The sequence below is a fragment of the Streptomyces sp. NPDC006925 genome (genome assembly GCF_042869575.1).
In the GTDB taxonomy this organism is placed as follows: domain Bacteria; phylum Actinomycetota; class Actinomycetes; order Streptomycetales; family Streptomycetaceae; genus Streptomyces.
Map to the genome: position 1 here is coordinate 155999 of NZ_JBIAGB010000003.1, position 16067 is coordinate 172065.

Annotated in this window: 12 protein-coding genes; 4 read left to right on the forward strand and 8 right to left on the reverse strand. The window is 73.0% G+C overall.

Features of this window, described 5'->3' with window-relative positions:
• The 4 genes from ACFYNS_RS05860 to ACFYNS_RS05875 form a co-directional block, all read right to left on the reverse strand.
• A complete protein-coding gene (locus tag ACFYNS_RS05860; protein ID WP_388601050.1) occupies window positions 1–855 on the reverse strand; it encodes an MlaE family ABC transporter permease in 855 nt (284 codons plus the stop codon).
• On the reverse strand, window positions 852–1949 hold the full coding sequence (locus ACFYNS_RS05865) for an ATP-binding cassette domain-containing protein (RefSeq protein ID WP_360301289.1): 1098 nt from the start codon (window positions 1947–1949) through the stop codon (window positions 852–854). Before ACFYNS_RS05865 ends, ACFYNS_RS05860 begins: the two co-directional genes overlap by 4 nt.
• Before the next feature lie 37 nt (window positions 1950–1986).
• Complete coding sequence (locus tag ACFYNS_RS05870; protein ID WP_360301292.1) at window positions 1987–3528, reverse strand: DUF6801 domain-containing protein; 1542 nt, start codon at window positions 3526–3528, stop codon at window positions 1987–1989.
• Window positions 3529–3591: 63 nt separating this feature from the next.
• Window positions 3592–4209, reverse strand: coding sequence for a hypothetical protein (locus ACFYNS_RS05875; RefSeq protein ID WP_388601053.1), 618 nt, complete (start codon window positions 4207–4209; stop codon window positions 3592–3594).
• Between the two features lie 584 nt (window positions 4210–4793).
• Between ACFYNS_RS05875 and ACFYNS_RS05880 the strand changes: the two genes are divergently transcribed.
• Window positions 4794–6149, forward strand: coding sequence for a PucR family transcriptional regulator (locus tag ACFYNS_RS05880; RefSeq protein WP_388601055.1), 1356 nt, complete (start codon window positions 4794–4796; stop codon window positions 6147–6149).
• 45 nt (window positions 6150–6194) lie between these two features.
• Here ACFYNS_RS05880 and ACFYNS_RS05885 read toward each other — a convergent pair whose 3' ends face one another.
• Window positions 6195–6869, reverse strand: a complete 675-nt coding sequence (locus ACFYNS_RS05885; protein ID WP_360298571.1) for a hypothetical protein — start codon at window positions 6867–6869, stop codon at window positions 6195–6197.
• Window positions 6870–7325: 456 nt separating this feature from the next.
• Between ACFYNS_RS05885 and ACFYNS_RS05890 the strand changes: the two genes are divergently transcribed.
• Complete coding sequence (locus tag ACFYNS_RS05890; protein ID WP_360298569.1) at window positions 7326–9272, forward strand: AMP-binding protein; 1947 nt, start codon at window positions 7326–7328, stop codon at window positions 9270–9272.
• A gap of 123 nt (window positions 9273–9395) precedes the next feature.
• Here ACFYNS_RS05890 and ACFYNS_RS05895 read toward each other — a convergent pair whose 3' ends face one another.
• Both ACFYNS_RS05895 and ACFYNS_RS05900 read right to left on the reverse strand, forming a co-directional pair.
• Window positions 9396–10583, reverse strand: a complete 1188-nt coding sequence (locus tag ACFYNS_RS05895) for an acyl-CoA dehydrogenase family protein (protein ID WP_360298566.1) — start codon at window positions 10581–10583, stop codon at window positions 9396–9398.
• Window positions 10584–10680: 97 nt separating this feature from the next.
• A complete protein-coding gene (locus ACFYNS_RS05900; RefSeq protein ID WP_360298563.1) occupies window positions 10681–12165 on the reverse strand; it encodes a 3-hydroxyacyl-CoA dehydrogenase in 1485 nt (494 codons plus the stop codon).
• 195 nt (window positions 12166–12360) lie between these two features.
• On the opposite strand from ACFYNS_RS05900, the gene ACFYNS_RS05905 reads away from it, so the two are divergent.
• Both ACFYNS_RS05905 and ACFYNS_RS05910 read left to right on the forward strand, forming a co-directional pair.
• Window positions 12361–13278 carry a LysR family transcriptional regulator gene (locus ACFYNS_RS05905; RefSeq protein WP_360298560.1) on the forward strand — a complete coding sequence of 306 codons (918 nt, stop codon included), beginning with the start codon at window positions 12361–12363 and terminating at the stop codon, window positions 13276–13278.
• A 76-nt stretch (window positions 13279–13354) separates the two neighbouring features.
• Window positions 13355–14587 carry an acetyl-CoA C-acetyltransferase gene (locus tag ACFYNS_RS05910; RefSeq protein WP_360298557.1) on the forward strand — a complete coding sequence of 411 codons (1233 nt, stop codon included), beginning with the start codon at window positions 13355–13357 and terminating at the stop codon, window positions 14585–14587.
• Between the two features lie 96 nt (window positions 14588–14683).
• On the opposite strand, the gene ACFYNS_RS05915 is transcribed toward ACFYNS_RS05910, so the two are convergent.
• Window positions 14684–15655 carry a helix-turn-helix transcriptional regulator gene (locus ACFYNS_RS05915; protein WP_360298554.1) on the reverse strand — a complete coding sequence of 324 codons (972 nt, stop codon included), beginning with the start codon at window positions 15653–15655 and terminating at the stop codon, window positions 14684–14686.
• Window positions 15656–16067 lie beyond the last annotated feature (412 nt).

Genomic DNA, 16067 nt, shown 5'->3' on the forward strand with positions numbered 1-16067 from the left:
TCACACCCCCTTCGGCGGGACGAGCTGGAGGTAGATGCCGGTGAGGATCATGTTGACGAAGAACAGGAGGAGGAAGGTGATGACGACGGACTGGTTGACGGCGTCACCCACGCCCTTGGGGCCGCCGCGCGGGTTGAGCCCTCGGTAGGAGGCGACGATCCCGGCGATGAACCCGAAGACCAGGGCCTTGATCTCGCTGATGTAGAGGTCCGGCAACTGCGCGAGCGCGGAGAAGCTGGCGAGGTAGGCGCCCGGGGTGCCGTCCTGGAGGACGACGTTGAAGAAGTAGCCGCCGAGGGTGCCGACCACCGAGACCATGCCGTTGAGCAGCACCGCCACACAGACGGTGGCCAGGACGCGGGGCACCACCAGCCGCTGGATGGGCGAGACGCCCATGACCTCCATCGCGTCCAGCTCCTCGCGGATGGTGCGGGAGCCGAGGTCGGCGCAGATCGCCGAGCCGGCCGCGCCGGAGATCAGCAGGGCGACGATCAGCGGGCTGGCCTGCTGGATGTTGACGAGCACACTGGCCGCGCCGGTGAAGGACTGGGCGCTGATCTGGCTGGTCAGCGAACCGACCTGGAGGGCGATGACGGCGCCGAACGGGATCGAGACCAGTGCGGCGGGCAGAATGGTGACGCTCGCGATGAACCAGAACTGCTCGACGAACTCGCGGAACTGGAAAGGCCGCCGGAAGACCGCGCGGAGGACCGTGAGCGACAGCGCGAACAGCTTGCCCGGCTCCCGCAGGAAACCGAGGCCCGGCACGGGTGTCCTGGCGGCGGGCGGAGCCGCCGGCGGCGGCTCCCCGGGTCTCTCACCGGCGGGCTGCGGAGTGTGCTCGGGCGCCGTCATGACCGCTCCTTCGGATCCTGCTCGGCCCCCGCAGGGTGCGCGAGGTCGGCCGAGAGGGTCGGCGCGTGCGGATCGGCGGCGGAGTCCCGGCGTACGGTGCTGGTGCGCCGCGGCAGCGGCGCCAGGTCCTGCGCCAGGTCGGCCTCGATCGCGCGGCGCGCGGCCGGCGGCAGTTCGTCGAGCAGGCCCCGCACCCGCTCCCGGCGCCGCCGCACGGCCTGCCGCTCGGGCAGCCCGGGGGTGGGTTCGAGCTGCGGGACGAGCTTCCGCGGTACGGCGTTCAGCGGTCCGGGCCCCGGCGCGTCGGCCTCCCGGGCGAGGGCGGCCGCGTCCTTCTCCTCGGACATCCCGATGGGGCCGCTCCGGCTGCCGCTGAGGAACTGTGCGACGACCGGTTCCTCGCTGGTCAGCAGCGTCTCCCGGGGCCCGAAGGTGACCAGGCGGCGGCGGAAGAGCATCCCCATGTTGTCGGGGACGGTCGCGGCGATGTCGAGGTTGTGGGTGACGATCAGCATCGTCGCGTCGATCTGCGCGTTGAGGTCGATCAGCAGCTGCGAGGTGAAGGCGGTGCGGACGGGGTCGAGCCCGGAGTCGGGCTCGTCGCAGAGGATGATCTGCGGGTCGAGCACCAGGGCCCGGGCGAGGCCGGCGCGCTTGCGCATCCCGCCGGAGATCTCGCCGGGCAGCTTGCCCTCGTCGCCGATCAGCCCCACCATCTCCAGCCGCTCCATGACGATGCGGCGGATCTCGGACTCCTTCTTCCTGGTGTGCTCGCGCAGCGGAAAGGCGATGTTGTCGAACAGGTTCATCGAGCCGAACAGCGCCCCGTCCTGGAACATCAGCCCGAACGTCTTGCGCGCCTCGTACACGTCGCGCTCCCGGCTGCGCACCATGTCGACGCCGTCGACCAGCACGCTGCCCTGCTCGGGTTCCACGAGTCCGATCAGCGACTTGAGGAAGACGGTCTTGCCCGTGCCGGAGGGCCCCAGCATGACGCTGACCTCCCCGGCGGGCAGGGTGAGCGTGATGTCCTGCCAGATGTTCTTGGTGCCGTAGGACTTGGTCAGCCCCCGGACGGCTACTTCGATGCCCATCCCCGTACCCCCTCCCGGTGCGGTGTTCTCCGCGGCGTCACTTCGGCAGCTCCGGCACCTTGGGCGGGGCGACACAGCCCAGGCCGCCGGGCCGCATCAGGCAGGGAGGTCCCTGGACCAGCTTGAGGTAGTTGCCGCCGCCGGAGAGGGAGGCGGTGAAGAGCGGATCGAGGTCCTCGCCGCCGGTTCCGCACCCGGTGAAGGGCGGGATCTCGAACTTCGCCCGCAGGATGCCGCCCTTGAGCACCTCGTACTCGGGCTGCTTGCCCTTGAGTTCCAGCTCGATGGGCCGGGCGGTGCGGCAGCGCGGCCCCACGTCCAACGGCACCCCGTTGACCTTCACATCGTGCATCCGCAGGGTCTGGCTCAGGTAGATGGTGGCGTAGTTCGGCGAGGAGGAGCCGCGCTGCACCGTGACGATGGTCATCGGCGAGCTGGTGAACTCGATCTCGGCGGAGACCGGCATGAAGTCGAAGTCCAGGAAGGTCGCCCTGGCGTCCGGCAGATCGAGTTCGCCCAGGTGGCGCAGCTGGTTGTAGCCCGGACCGACCGCCCACTCCTTCTGGATGAGCAGGTTGGCCGTGGTGGCGCCGTCCCGCGGATCGTTGATCACCATGGCGCCCCGGAGTTTGTACACGTTGGACACGGCCACCGGAACGGCACACCAATGGATTCCTCCGATCGGACTCTCCCGTACGGGGATGCCGGGGGGAGGCTCCGGCAGCTTGGAGCGGTCCAGCTCGCCCGTGGGCCGCTCCTGTTCGCAGGGTTTGGCGGGCGGGAGCTGCGCCGTGCCGACATCGAGGCCGTTTTTGCGGCGCGCGGCGTCCTGTTCGTCCTCGGGCCGCTCGTGCGAGGCGGACGGGTCGGGCGACCCGGACGGGGTGGGCGAACCCGGGGTGTCGGCTCCGTCGGTCGGACCGCCGATCCGCACCGTGGCCAGCAGCAGTTCCCGCCCTTCGGCGGGTCGGCAGCCGATCCGCACCGGTGCGGTGGCCGGCGGCGTGGTGGCGGGTTTCTCCCCGGGCTGCTCTCCGGTGGGCTGCTCGCCGGCGGGCTTTCCCGCGGCGGGCGTGAGGTCGAGCGCGAGCGCTCCGGCGGTGAAGCCGAGTTCTCCCCCGCGGGCCGCCGTCACCGGCGGCACGGTGCCGCGGTGGGCGAGGGAGAGGTCCTGCGCGGCGGGGACGGGGGTGGCGTCGGCGTGCAGCCCGCCCCATCGCGCGTCGGCCGAACTGCCGCCCTGCGCCACCTGTACGGTCAGCTCGGCCTCCGAGGTCACCGACTCGGTCCCGGTCGGCAGCAGCTTCTCCAACGCCTGCTGCGGAAGGGCGACGTCGGCGTGGAACTCACCGATCCGGACGGGCTGCCCGGCGGTGGCCGCCTCGGGGAACCGCCCGGAGAGCTCGACCTCGATCTGCCGGGTGCCGGAGGGAAACGCGCACTCGTAGCCGGCCGTGAGCCGCGTCCGCTGTTCCTGCGCCTGTGACCCGGCGCCGGGCAGCACCCCGGCGACCAGCGCGAGGGCCCCCACGGCTGAGGCCCGCACGGTGCGGCGGCGGGATGTCGCGCTGGGCTTCACGGGACTCCTCGGAGAGGGCAGCACCCGCCCCTTGCCGGGGCGGGTGCGGCGGACGGCGAGCGGTCAGTCGGCGGTGATCGTCTGCGCCGGGTCGGTGTCGTAGGCGGCGTTGAAGGTGGCGGAGTCGCCGGTGTTGATCAGCCCGAGGCAGTTGGCGCTGGTGGCCTCGAGGTTGCCGCCGTTGATCACGAGCTGGTGGGTGGAGTTGTCGAAGTAGCCGGTCACGGTGGCCTCGGCGCCGCCCGGGCCCGCGAAGGAGGCGGTGCACAGCCCGTCCGGGTCCGAGATGGAGGCGGTGACGCCCGAGATCGAGCCGACCACCCGGTCCGGGTCGGCGGAGTCGACCGATTCCGCGTTGATGCTCAGCGGGCTGGAGACGGTCACGTCGAAGCTGATCCCGGCCAGCGAGCAGCCGGAGAAGGTCAGCGAGTTGATGCTGCCGAGTCCGGCGCCGGCGTTGCCGGATCCGGTCTTCAGGCTGCCCGACGCGTCGGACGAGTCGCAGTAGAGGTCGGCGTTGGGTACGGACAGGGTGGGGTTGGCGGCGTTCGCCGAGAACGACCCGCCCGGTGTCACCGTCCAGGTCGCCGCGGACGTGGCGGCGGCGGAAGCGGCGGAGAATCCGAGGGCGGCGGTTGCGGCGACGGCCGCGACCGCTACTCGTCTGGTGAATTTGCGCACGTGACATTCCCTTCGTTGGATAGGGATCCTGAAGAGCTGTACTCCGCACCGGGGCGACATTCTCAGCACAGCAATTACTCATCGCACGTAGCGCTGCGCCCGCCATTTCCGTATGCCCTGCTGGGCGGTGGCAGAACAGGACGTTACGCACTGGTAACGCGGCGGTGCAATAGTTCGGTCCAAGATGCGGCGGGGCGATTCCCGGTCGCTGGTTTTCTTGTCAACAACAGAGCGTTCGGGCCGTTCCGACCGCCCGGGGTTCATCAACAGGTGCGCGTTGTCGGCCCCGCCCGGTGACGCGCACCCCACCCGGTGGCAGCGTGGTGACTCCCGCGTGCACCCCGCGATCTTCCGCGTTGCGAGGGGGCTGCGCCCACGCGTCGGCTGGTCTATGGTCTGCGGTGCGCGAGCGCCGATGCCGTACCCCCCACCGGCTCGGGTCACGGCCCGCGCGGCTCCGGAAGGCGGTACGCATCCCGTCGGAGCGCCCGCCGGCCGCACCGGCCGTGTGCACACCCGGACTCGCCCCACCTTGGCCGGTTGGCTTTCGTCCCGCTCCGAGGCCGACAGTGGAAGGTACGTCCATGGTGCAGTCAGCAGCAGCCTCTCGGGCACGCACGCAGGCGCCGGGAGCGCTCCCCCAGGAACTGGCCTCCGTGATGTGGCCCGAACTCCCCGTCGTGGCCGAGGAGATGATGCAGGAGATCGGCCGCGCCGTGCCCGAGTACCGGCCCCTGCTGGAGGGGTCGTACCGGACGGTGCTGCTGCACTGCGTGCGCCAGAACCTCACCAGCTTCGTCGAGCTGGTCGCCGACCCGTCGGCCTCCACCGCAGAGCGGGATCAACTCTGCCGCAGATTAGGCCAGTTCGAGGCACATGAGGGCCGGGGGCTGCACTGTCTCCAGTCGGCGCTGCGGATCGGGGCCCGGGTGGGGCTGCGCCGCGCGACGACCGTGGGCACCCGCTACAACCTGCCGGCGTCCCTGATCGTCGCCTTCGCCGACGCGGTGTTCGCCTACACGGACGTGATCGAGTCGCTGTGCCGCGAGGGCTATGTGGCCGCGAAGGGCGGCGGGGAGGATGCGTGGGAGTCGCAGCGGGGGCGGCTGCTGCGGCTGATCCTGGCCGGGATGGCCGATGCCGTCGGCACCCGCCGCGGCTCCGACCCGGCCGACGGGCAGCGCGCCCCGGCCGATTCGGGCCCCGCGCCGCCCTCCCCGCTGGCCGAACTGGCCCGCCGGGTCGGCTGGCGCATCCCGGAGCGGGTGACCCTGGTGGCGCTGAGTCCGGATGCCGGACGCAACAGGTTACGGCTGCCGGGCCGGCTGGACGAGGACGTACTGGCCGAACTGGGCGACCAGCGCCCGCACCTGCTGGTGCCCGGCGCGATCGACGGGCCGCGCGCGGCCATGCTGGAGGCCGCACTGGAGGGCCGCCGCGCGGTGCTCGGGGTGACGGTGGAGCTGGGCGGCGCGGCCGACTCGCTGCGCTGGGCGCGGCAGGCACTCTCCCTCGTGGAGTCGGGCGTCCTTCCCCAAGCGGGGCTCACCCGCTGCGAGGACCATCTGGTGACGCTGTGGCTGATGGGCGACCCCGCGCTGGCCGAGCGGCTGGCCGTACGGCAGTTGGCTCCGCTCTCCGGGCTGACCCCGGGGCAGCGGGAGCGGCTGGTCGACACGCTGCGCACCTGGCTGACCACGCGGGGGACGGCGGCCCAGATGGCGGACATCCTGCATCTGCACCCGCAGACGGTGCGCTACCGGATGCGGGCGCTCAAGCGCGTCCTGGGCGCCCAGCTCGGCGACCCCGACCAGCGCTTCGCGACCGAAATGGCGCTGCGTGCCCAGCATCTGCGGCGCAGGGCGGGCACGCGGCACCCGGGCGCCGTGCACGCGCAGGACCGGGAGCCGGAGCTGCCCCGGGGACACGAGGGCGGCTGACGCCCCGGGGCAGCGGCGGACGCGGATCCTGTGCGACGCGTGGGGTCAGGAGGTGGCGGGGTCGCTGGGCGCGGACGCCTGGTCCAGGGTGAGCGTGAGGGTGTTGCCGTCGCCCGGCACCATGCTGTTGATGACCGGAGTGGCCAGCAGGCAGTGCTCGAACTTGGGGATGGTGTAGGTCCCGCTCAGCTTGCCGCCCTTGAAGACGTTGAATCCGGGCTCGGAGTCCAGGTCGATGACCGCGGGGGTCTTCGTCTTGCAGTACGGCCCGACCGGGGTGGGGATGCCGCCGATCTTGAGGTGCTTCAGCCGCAGGGTGAGGTGCGAGGTGGTGCTGACCTCGCCGGTCCGCACGTCCAGCGTTCCGGTGGTGGGCTCCTCCTCGATGAACTCCGTGGTGACGGTGACCGGGATGCCCAGCGCCTTGAAGGAGCCGGGTGCGTCCGGGAGCCGGGTCTGCGCGGTGAGCACGCCGGTGGTCATGTTCGTCGAGGTCTTCAGGGTGCCGGGGCCCAGGGCCAGGTCGCTGTCGGTGCCGGCGAGATGGGTGGTGCCGGTGATCGGGTAGTCGAGGCGGACGGGTGCTGCGGCGGCTCCGGACTCCGCGTGCGCGGCACCGGCGGCCAGGGCCGGGGCGACACAGCCGAGAACGGCCGCGACGGCCACGGTCGCGCGGCGCGTGGCCGGGCGGCGGGGAGATCCGGACAGCGTGCGTCTCATATCAGCTCCTGAAGGTCGAGGAACGCACTTACGCGCATGGGTGGACCCCGTGGCCGACTCGGGACGGACCACGGGGTCCGGGCCGCGGAATGCGGCCGAATATGACTCGCGAGCCATGGCGCCGACGGAATGGCGGCGCCCCGGTGGAATTGAACGTTACGAGCGGGTAACTGAGCATGCAACAGCCGTTCCTTGATTTCTTTCGAAGCCTGGCGACAAGGGATGTTTCTTGTCTGTGCCGACGCAATGCTGACGACGGTCTTCATCGGTGACTGAGCAGCGGGGCGGCCCGGTGTCCGGTCCGCGGCACCCTGGCAGCCGGGCGCCGCGGACCGGACGGGGCCCGGTGTGTCCGGGGCATTGCATTCTCCTTACGCATGAGTAAGTTGACAGTCCTGTCACCAAGCGCGCACCGGCCCAGGCACCACCCCGCCCCCGCGAACAGGAGCCGAACAGATGGGCGTCCGGAAGAACCTCAGGACCGCGAAACGCCGCAGCGATCTGGCAACCCGCGGCCCGGTGGAGGTGACCGAGGAGAACGGCCGGATCCGGGCGGCCCGAGCCGAGGCGCTGGCCCCGCCGCCGGCCACCGGCAGCCTCGCCGACCTGCCCTTCACCAACGCCGCCGAGGCGCCCGACGCGATCGTCATACGCCGCAGGACCGCCGACGGGTGGCTGCCCGTCTCCGCCGCCGCCTTCGCCCGCGAGGTCACCGAGACGGCCAGGGGGCTGGTCGCGGCGGGGCTGGAGCCCGGGGCCCGGGTGGGCGTGATGTGCCGCACCCGCTACGAGTGGTGCGTCCTGGACTTCGCCGTCTGGGCCGCCGGCGGCCAGACCGTCCCCGTCTACCCCACCTCCTCCGCCGAGCAGGTCGCGTGGATCCTGCGCGACTCGGGCGCAGCCCACCTGTTCGTCGAGACGACCGAACACGCGGCCACGGTCGGGCCCGCGCTCGCGGCACAGGAGCCCCGGCCCCGGCTGTGGCGGATCGACCCGGCGGCGGACGGCCGCCCGGCGCTGGAGCAACTCACCGAGCTGGGCCGGGAGGTCCCCGACGGGGAACTCGCCCGCCGCCGCGCCGCGCTCGGCCCGGACACCGTCGCGACCCTCTGCTACACCTCGGGCACCACCGGCAGGCCCAAGGGCTGCATGCTCAGCCACGGCAACCTGCACGCCGAGGCGGCCAACACCGTCGAACTGCTGCACCCGATCTTCAAGGAGGTCACCGGGCAGACCGCGGCCACCCTGCTCTTCCTGCCCCTCGCCCACATCCTCGGCCGGACCCTGCAGATCGCGTGCCTGACCGCGCGGATCGAGTTCGGGCACTGGCCCAGCATCAAGCCCACGGAGCTGCGCCCCGAGATGCGCTCCTTCCGCCCGACGTTCATCGTCGGCGTGCCCTACCTCTTCGAGAAGATCCACGACACCGGGCGGGAGACGGCCGAGCGGCTGGGCCGCGGGGCCTCCTTCGAGCGCGCGGACCGGATCGCGGTGCGCTTCGGCGAGGCGGACCTGGCTCGCTTCCTGGGCACCGGCAAGGGTCCGGGGCCGGGCCTGCGGCTGGCCCGGGGCGTGTACGACCTGCTGGTCTACCGGCGAATCCGCAAGGAGCTGGGCGGCAGGCTCCGGCACGCCATCAGCGGCGGTTCGCCCCTGGACCGCCGGCTGAATCTGTTCTTCCGGGCCGCCGGCATCACCGTCTACGAAGGGTACGGACTCACGGAGACCTCGGCGGCCGCCACCATCACCCCGCCGCTCGCCCCGCGTCCCGGGACCGTCGGCCGCCCGGTCCCCGGCACCACGGTGCGCATCGCGGACGACGGAGAGATCCTCGTCAAGGGCGGCATCGTCTTCGGCGGGTACCGCAACCGCCCCCGGGAGACCGCCGAGGTGCTCGACGACGGCTGGTTCGCCACCGGCGACCTGGGGACCCTGGACGAGGACGGCCATCTGACCATCGTCGGCCGCAAGAAGGACATCCTCATCACCAGCGGAGGCAAGAACGTCTCCCCCGCACCGCTGGAGGACCGGCTGCGCAGCCGGCCACCGGTCGCGCAGTGCATGGTCGTCGGCGACGGCCGCCGCTACGTGGGGGCACTGGTCACGCTCGACCCGGAAGCGGTCGCCCACTGGCTCCGGGTGCGCAAGCGGCCGTCCGGCACTCCGCTCGCCGCACTGCGCGAGGACCCCGAACTGGTCGCCGCCGTGCAGCGGGCCGTCGACCACGCGAACGAAGCCGTCTCGACGGCCGAGTCCATCCGCCGGTTCCGGATCGTCGAGGGCGAGTTCACCGAGGAGAACGGCCTGCTGACCCCGTCGTTGAAGGTCAAGCGCGCGGCCGTGGCCGAGGCGTACGCCGCCGACATCGACGCCCTCTACGCGCAGGACGGGCCGGGCCGCTGACGTCGGCCCGCTGACGTCAGCACCCCCGGCGGCCGGACCGGCCGCCGGGGGTGCCGGACACCGGCGGCACGGCCCAGGTCGGCCCCCGACCGCGCGCGGGGCCCGCGAACTTCCCCGCGCGGGTCACGCCATGGCGTCGATCCCGGTCAACGCGCGGCCGATGAGCAGCTTCTGCACCTGGCTGGTGCCCTCGTACAGCGTGAGCACCCGGGCGTCCCGCAGATACCTGCCCGCCGGGTACTCGTCGATGAAGCCGTAACCACCGAAGGTCTGCAGGCAGTCGCCGCTGACCTGCACGGCCGTCTCGGAGGCGTGGTACTTGGCCACCGACGCCTCGGTCGAGTACTGCTTGGGCGTGGCACCCGCGTCCGCCATCTGCGCCACCTGCCGGGTGAGCAACCGGGCGGCCCGGATCGCCACCTCCGACTCGGCCAGCAGCTCCTGCACCAGTTGGAAGGCGGCGATCGGCCTGCCGAACTGCTCCCGCTCGGTGGCGTAGCCGACGGCCGCGTCCAGCGCGCCCTGCGCCAGGCCGACCGCACCGGCCGCCACCGAGATCCGCCCCCGGGAGAGCGCGCCGAGCGCGATACCGAGCCCCCTGCCGACCCCGCCCAGCCGCGCGGAGTCCGGCACCCGCACCCCCTCGTAGGAGAGTTCGGCCGTGGCCTGGCCCCGCAGGCCGAGCTTGCCGTGCACCGCGGTCGCGGTGAAGCCCGGCGCGTCGGTGGGGACGAGGAACGCGGTGATGCCGTCCTCGGCGGTCCGCGCGAAGGTGAGGGCCACATCGGCGACGGTGCCGTTGGTGATGAACATCTTGGCCCCGTCGATGATCCAGTCGCCGCCCGGCCCGGTCCCCTCCTGGCCGCCGGGGGCCCGCCGGGCGCGGGTGCGCAGCGACCCGGCGTCCGAGCCGGTCTCCGGCTCGGTGAGTCCGAAGCAGCCCAGGGCCGTCCCGGCGGCCAGCCGCGGCAGCCACTCCTGCTTCTGCTCCTCGCTGCCGTGGGCGGCGATCGTCTTGGCGACGAGACCGAGCGAGACGGAGACGATGCCGCGGACCGAGGAGTCACCGCGGCCCAGCTCCTCGGTCACCGCCGTGTAGGACAGCATGTCGGCCGGCACCCCGCCGTACGCCTCGGGCAGGGTGAGGCCGAGGAACCCGAGTTCGCCCAGCCGCCGCGGTATGCCGGGGTCCACCGCTTCCGCCCGGTCCCACTCCCGCGCGTGCGGTACGACCTCCCGGTCGACGAAGTCCCGTGCCAGCGCGCGGAAATCCCGCTGCTCCTCGCTCAGTCCGAAGTCCCGCTGGTCCATGCTCTGCCTCTCTGCTGCGAACTCTGCTGCGAACCCTGCTGCGAACCGTTTCCGCGAAGCGCCCGGCCCGCCCGCGGCCGCGCCCGCCGGGGGCCGGTCATTCCGGCAGACCCGGCATGGAGGTGCGCAGCGGCAGTCCCAGGTTCGCCCGGTGGGTGAGCCAGGGGGTGGGGCGGTAGCGGGGGTCGCCGGTCTCCTGCGCGAGCGCTCGGAGCAGGGACAGGATCCGCGCTGAGCCCACGGTGTCGGCCCAGGTCAACGGTCCGTGCGGATAGCCGAGTCCGAGAGTGACGGCGGTGTCGATGTCGTCGGGGGCGGCGATGCCGCGCTCGGCGATCCCGGTGGCGACGTTCACGATCGAGGCGAGCAGCCGCTGCGCGACCGAGCCGGCGGTGTCCCGTACGACGCTCACCGCGTGCCCGTCCCGGGCCAGTACGGCCACCGCGTCCCGTACCGCCTCGCTGTCGGTCGCGGGCGTCACGGCCAGCACCCGGCGGGAAGTGCCCAGCGAGAGCGGGTCGACGCCCAGGGTCCGCTCGGCGGGCAGTCCGTCGGCGGCGACCGCGGCCGACACCGAGGTGCCCCAGGTCGGCACCAGCACCAGGGCGTCGGCGGCGGGCTCCCGCGGCGTGCCCAACCCGGCGAGCCCGTCCCCGACCAGCCGTACGGCCCGCGCGGGGTCGCCGCCCTCGAGCCGGGGCTCGGGCAGCCCGGGCCCCGGCTCGCCCTCCCCGTAGGAGTAGAAGCCCCGCGCGGACTTGCGCCCGTGGAGCCCGGCCGCGACCCGGTTGGCCGGCAGGTAGGAGGGCCGCAGCCGGTCGGCGTGCCGGAAGCCGTCCCAGACGGTGTCCATCACCGAGGCGGTGACGTCCAGCCCCGTCAGGTCCATGAGTTCGAACGGGCCCATCCGCAGCCCGAGCACGTCGCGGGCGATGCGGTCGATCGCCGGATGGCCCGCGACGGACTCCTCCAGCAGCGCGAACGCCTCGGTCACCAGCCCGCGCCCGGCATGGTTGACCAGGAAGCCCGGGGTGTCGGCCACGGTCACCGGGTGGTGCCCGGACTCGGCGACCAGTGCCGCGAGGAACTCCGGCACGTCCTCCCGGGTGGCGGCCCCGGGCACCACCTCGACGAGCCGCATCAGCGGGACCGGGTTGAAGAAGTGCAGCCCGGCCAGCCGGCCCGGGTCGCCGAGCCGCGCACCGATCCGGGTGACGGAGAGCGAGGAGGTGTTGGTCGCGAAGACCGTCGAGGCGGGCAGCGCCCGCTCCAGGCCGGTGAACAGCTCGGCCTTGGTGTCGAGGTCCTCCAGCACCGCCTCGATCACCAGCCCCGGAGCCTCGGCGCTGCCCGCGGCGTACGGCGACTCCAGTCCGACCATGGCGGCTGCGGCGCGGTCGGCGTCCGCGCGGCCCATCCGCCCCTTCTCGGCGGCTCGCTCCAGCATGGCGCGGACGAAGGACACCGCCTCCGGCACCGCCTCGGGCCGCGCGTCGGCCAGTTCGACGGTGTGGCCGGCCGTGACGGCCCACTGGGCGATGCCGCGCCCCATGGTGCCGGCTCCCACAATCCTGATCCGCATGAACGCTCCCTCTGCGCACCCCGTGGGGCCTACGCTGTCAGCGACCATTGATCTGAGTCCAATACCAAATTAGAGTCTTTTTAAGACGAGCAACAGATCAGTGACCCCTTCCCGGGGTCGGCCCGACCCCGCCCGGCGGGCTCTCCGGCGCCGCATCCCGGAACTCCCGCAGGCACTCCCGGAGGTGAGCCCGCCGTGGAACTGCGGTACCTCGCCGCGTTCGTGGCCGTGGCCGAGGAACTGCACTTCGGCCGGGCCGCCAAGCGGCTGCACATGGCCCAGCCGCCGCTGAGCCAGCAGATCCGCCAGTTGGAGCGGGAACTCGGAGTGCAGCTGTTCGAGCGCAGCACCCGGTCGGTGCGGCTGACCGGCGCGGGCGAGTCCTTCCTGGACCCGGTCCGCGGGGTACTGGCCGAGCTGGAAGCCGCCACCCGGGCCGCCCGGGCCGCCGGACGCGGTGAACACGGCCGGGTGAGCGTGGGGTTCGCGGGCGCGTCCAGCCACACGGCACTGCCCCTGCTCACCCGCGGCGTCCGCACCGCGCACCCCGGTATCGAGCTGGTGATGCAGGGGCAGAACTACGCGAACCGGGCCCTCGCCCGGGTCGCCGAGGGCTCCCTCGACCTCGGCTTCGTACGGCTGCCCGTGGACCGGCCCGGCGTGGAGACCCGGGTGATCGCCGAGGAGGAACTGGTGTGCGCCCTCGCCTCGGACCACCCCCTGGCCCGCCGGGAGCGGGTCGACGTCGCGGAGCTGGCCGGGGAACCGTTCGTCAGCTTCCCCGCCGACACCGGCTCCAGCCTCCGCGACGCGACGTTCCGGACCTGTGAGCGAGCGGGCCACATACCCCGCGTCGTCCAGGAGGCCCCGGACTCCTGGACGCTCCTCGCGCTGGTGGCGATGGGCGTCGGGGTCACCCTCACGCTCACCTCCTGCACCCACATCCAGCAGACGGGACTGGTCTACCGCCCGCTCGACGGACCGCCGGTGGTGCTCCGCTCGGCGCTCGCCTGGCGTGCGGACAACCCCTCCCCGGCCCTGCGCAGCGTGCTGGAGGTGGCCCGCGAGGTGCTGCCCGCCCCACCGCGGGATCCCGCAGCGGGACCTGGGTGACCGCCGTGACCGACGCCGGCGCCCGAGCCGGCACCCGCCCGCCCTTCGACCGGACCGCTCCTGGAAAGGCCACCGCATGTCCGAGCGCACCGACATCGTCATCTGCGAACCCCTGCGCACCCCGATCGGCCGGTTCGGCGGGGCACTGGCCGGGCAGCGGCCCCAGTCGCTGGCCGCGCTGCTGATCTCGGAGATCGTCTCGCGTACCGGTATCGCCCCGGAGCGGATCGACGAGGTGATCCTCGGGCAGGCCTACCCCAGTTCGGAGGCGCCGGCGCTGGGACGGGTCGCCGCGCTCGACGCGGGGCTGCCCGCCTCGGTGACCGGCACCCAGATCGACCGGCGCTGCGGCTCGGGCCTGCAGGCGGTGCTGGACGCCGCGATGCAGATCCGGGCCGGGTTCAGCCAGGTCGTGATCGCGGGCGGCGCCGAGGTGATGAGCGCCGCGCCCCACTACACCCACGAGGGCCGTTGGGGGATCAAAGGGCCGGGCCTGACCCTGCACGACTCCCTGGCCCGCGGCCGGGTCACGGCGGGCGGTGCGCACCACCCGGTGCCCGGCGGCATGATCGAGACGGCCGAGAACCTGCGCCGCGAGTTCGACGTCAGCCGGGCGGACCAGGACGCGCTGGCGCTCCGCTCCCAGCAGCGCGCCGCAGCGGCCCTGGCCCAGGGCAGGTTCGCGGATGAGACGGTGCCGGTGACCGTGCGCACCCGCAAGGGCGAGACCGTGGTCGGCACCGACGAGCACCCCCGTCCCGAGACCACCGCCGACCAACTCGCCGCGCTGCGGCCGGTGCGGCTCGCGGAGGATCCGGCGGCGACGGTGACGGCGGGCAACGCCAGCGGGCAGAACGACGCGGCGGCGGCCTGCCTGGTCACCGCCGCGGAGACCGCCGAACGGCTGGGGCTGCGGCCCCTGGTCCGGCTGGTCTCCTTCGCCCGCGCCGGGGTGCCGGCCGAGACGATGGGCCTGGGGCCCGTCGGAGCCACCCGGGAGGCGCTCGCCAAGGCCCGGCTCGATCTGGCCGCCATCGATCTGATCGAGCTGAACGAGGCGTTCGCGGCGCAGGTTCTGGCCTGCACCCGCGCACTCGGCCTGACCGAGCGCGACCACGAAGGGCGGATCAACGTGAACGGCTCGGGCATCTCGCTGGGCCACCCGGTGGGTGCCACGGGCGCACGCGTCCTGACGACCCTGGCGCACGAGATGCGGCGCGGCGGCGCCCGCTACGGCCTGGAGACGATGTGCATCGGCGGCGGCCAGGGGCTCGCCGCGGTCTTCGAACGCGTACCGGACGCGGGCTGAGCGGCCTCGCGGAGGCGGCCCGCTCCCGGACGGCGACGGCGGGTGCGCGTGCCAGATGCCGGGGGACGACGGGCAGCCGCCCCGTGAAGAGACGGCCTAGCCGCGGGAGAAGCGCTCCGTGAGCGGCTCGGCGGGCTCCTCGTCGGGCAGTTCGTCGGCGATCCGCCGGAGCATGTCGCGGGTCTCGGACGGCGGCATCGAGCAGGTCACCAGGCGGTCGGTGACGCGGCGGTACGCCTCGATGTCGACGTCGTCCTCGAGATAGCGGGCGCTGTGCAGCTGCTCCAGGTACACGATGTCGGGCAGCTCGCTCTCGGGCAGTCGCAGCAGCGTGACCGGGCCGCCGGCCGCCGCGTGCCCGCCCGCGCTGAAGGGCATGATCTGCACCGTGACGTGCGGCAGTTCGCTCATCGCGCACAGGTGCCGCAGTTGGGCGCGCATCGTGGCCGCTCCACCGACCGGGCGGCGCAGCGCGGCCTCGTCGATGACGGCCCACACGTGCGGGGCCCGCGGGCCGTAGAGGATCTGCTGGCGGCGCATCCGCAGGTCCACCCGACGCTGGATGCCCGCCTCGGGCTCCTCGTCGTGGATCAGTTCGACGACGGCGCGTGCGTAGCGGCTGGTCTGGAGGAGACCGGGCACGAACTGCACCTCGTAGGTACGGATCACGCTGGCCGCCTGCTCCAGCCCCAGGTAGGTGTGCAGCCAGTGCGGGACGACGCCCTGGAAGGACTGCCACCAGCCGGGGGTGTTGGCCTGCTCGGCGAGCGCGGTCAGTACCGCGCGCTCGCTCTCGTCGCAGACGCCGTAGATCGTCAGCAGGTCCGCGATGTCGCGCAGCGCGCAGCCGGTGCGGCCCTGCTCCAGGTCGCGGATCCGCTGATGGGTGACCCGGATCGCCTCCGCGGCCTCCCGCCGGGATATGTACTGCGCCTCCCGCAGCCTCCGCAGCCTGGTGCCCAGCACCAGCCGGGGCACTGCCGGGGACGCTCCGCCTCCTTCCGTCGCCTCGTCCGACACGGCGTCTCTGGCGGCCGCTTCACCGCCAGTGACGTCAGTGATGCGCATACCGCTGCTCCCGTACCGTAGCCGCATGGGTCTCGCCACCTTCCAAGTTTCCCTCCCCGCTCCGATGTGGCCTCATGGGGGTACCTGCCCAACTAGCCGCGCAGTCAGGCACACCGTGTCAAGGCTTCTTGCCCTTGGCACATCCCGCGGCGCCGCCCGCCCCGTTTCGAAGCGGAACCGAAGCGGAAGCGGGCGGGGTCCGGTGCGGCCCCGAACGAGCGGCGGCCGATCCGGTGGCCCGGCGCACGGCGCCTTGCTCTGATCGCCGAGGGAGAGTAAACGCTGCGGGCATGGGAACGACACGGCGGACGCCGGTATCCGAGGCGGCAGCGGGGACGACAGCGGACGCGGCGCGGCCCGCGGGCCGGCGGCAGGAACCCGACCCAAGGCAGGAGCGGGCCCGCGCCGCAGC

Bases quoted from the DNA above. Each gene is read 5' to 3' on its own strand.
- ACFYNS_RS05895 (WP_360298566.1), bottom strand. From the start codon at position 10,583: ATGGACCAGCGGGACTTCGGACTGAGCGAGGAGCAGCGGGATTTCCGC.
- ACFYNS_RS05890 (WP_360298569.1), top strand. From the start codon at position 7,326: ATGGGCGTCCGGAAGAACCTCAGGACCGCGAAACGCCGCAGCGATCTG.
- ACFYNS_RS05880 (WP_388601055.1), top strand. From the start codon at position 4,794: ATGGTGCAGTCAGCAGCAGCCTCTCGGGCACGCACGCAGGCGCCGGGA.
- ACFYNS_RS05865 (WP_360301289.1), bottom strand. From the start codon at position 1,949: ATGGGCATCGAAGTAGCCGTCCGGGGGCTGACCAAGTCCTACGGCACC.
- ACFYNS_RS05900 (WP_360298563.1), bottom strand. From the start codon at position 12,165: ATGCGGATCAGGATTGTGGGAGCCGGCACCATGGGGCGCGGCATCGCC.
- ACFYNS_RS05885 (WP_360298571.1), bottom strand. From the start codon at position 6,869: ATGAGACGCACGCTGTCCGGATCTCCCCGCCGCCCGGCCACGCGCCGC.
- ACFYNS_RS05915 (WP_360298554.1), bottom strand. From the start codon at position 15,655: ATGCGCATCACTGACGTCACTGGCGGTGAAGCGGCCGCCAGAGACGCC.
- ACFYNS_RS05910 (WP_360298557.1), top strand. From the start codon at position 13,355: ATGTCCGAGCGCACCGACATCGTCATCTGCGAACCCCTGCGCACCCCG.
- ACFYNS_RS05860 (WP_388601050.1), bottom strand. From the start codon at position 855: ATGACGGCGCCCGAGCACACTCCGCAGCCCGCCGGTGAGAGACCCGGG.